Annotated in this window: 1 protein-coding gene; it reads left to right on the forward strand. The window is 29.7% G+C overall.

Annotated elements, in window-relative coordinates; all coding sequences use genetic code 11:
* Positions 1 to 448: 448 nt before the first annotated feature.
* The coding region (locus CN514_RS17135; protein ID WP_353652075.1) for a Ger(x)C family spore germination protein at positions 449 to 1,260 on the forward strand (812 nt) is incomplete at its 3' end.

Raw genomic sequence — 1,260 nt, forward strand, 5'->3', positions numbered from 1 at the left:
AAATGAATTAAAAAATGAATTTGAACGTAGGTGCAATCGTTAACAGCCAGTAGATAAATTGGAAATGACAATTGCTTGGTTAAGATAAAGAGCACAATTAAAAAGGCTAATCTATAAGGTAGCAATTATCTTTTAGATTAGACTTTTTAGAATAAATAATTTCATCGTAAAATGATTCTCAAAAGAAATAAGGCCCGTATAATTAAACAGCCCTTATATTCTACCACTAGTTACATGTATCAAACTTGTTAGATAAATTTGTTTATTTGCCTTTAAATCATACCTTCGTTTTGTTAAAAATGAATTTGTTTGTTTTTACTTCGGACTTCAGAAAAATGGTACATCAAATTACAAAAAATGGAAAAATTATACAATGTATGAACCCCTTGAGGATTTGAAATTTGCTTTTAAGAATTAGAAAAAAGCCAAGATATATTGGAGAAAAAATGTGAAAAAGAAATTTTTTATTTCATTTCTTATTGTAAGTATGCTTTTAGGTGGTTGCTCTAACTATAAAGAATTAAATCAAGTATCGATTGTGGTTGCAATGGGCGTTGATTACTTCCCTAAAGAAAAAAAATATCATGTAATCACACAAATTTTTAATCCTAGTGCAATTGCAACTGCAACACAGTCAGGTTCTGAAGGTGTTCCAGTAATTGCGTTAGATGAAAAAGGTAAGACCATTTCAGAAGCTGTACGAAATGTGTCTAAGAAAGGATCTCGACAAAATATATATTCTCATGTTGCTCTTGTCATAATAGGCGAAACATTAGCAAAAGAAAAATCATTGAATAATATTTTCGATGTATTTGAAAGAGATTCTAAAATTCGTGTAAATATTCCAGTTATTATTGCAAGAAATAAAAGCGTTGATGAAATAATGAATAACATAGCAGCACTTGATAAAATATCTGCTAAATCAATTGTAGGTAAAATTAAAAATACATCAGCCCTTTTAGGTGAAAATCAAGAAACATTAATGCGTCAGGCAATTTCTGCAATTTCAAGTAGTGGAAGGGAACCAGTAATAAATGGCGTGAGCTTAGAAAATGAAAGCCATACATCACAAACACTTGAAAATGCTAATAAAGTCAATTCTAGTTTTGATAGGATAAATGGCACAGGGATTTTTAGAGATGGAAAATTAGTTGGTTGGTTAGATGGACCACCTGCAAAATCAATACAAATTATTGATAATCTGATCAACGAAATGAATGTAGAAATACCATGTAATAAAAAAGAATATGATTCGATGGA

The sequence above is a fragment of the Bacillus sp. AFS001701 genome (genome assembly GCF_002559405.1).
Classification (GTDB): domain Bacteria; phylum Bacillota; class Bacilli; order Bacillales; family Bacillaceae_G; genus Gottfriedia.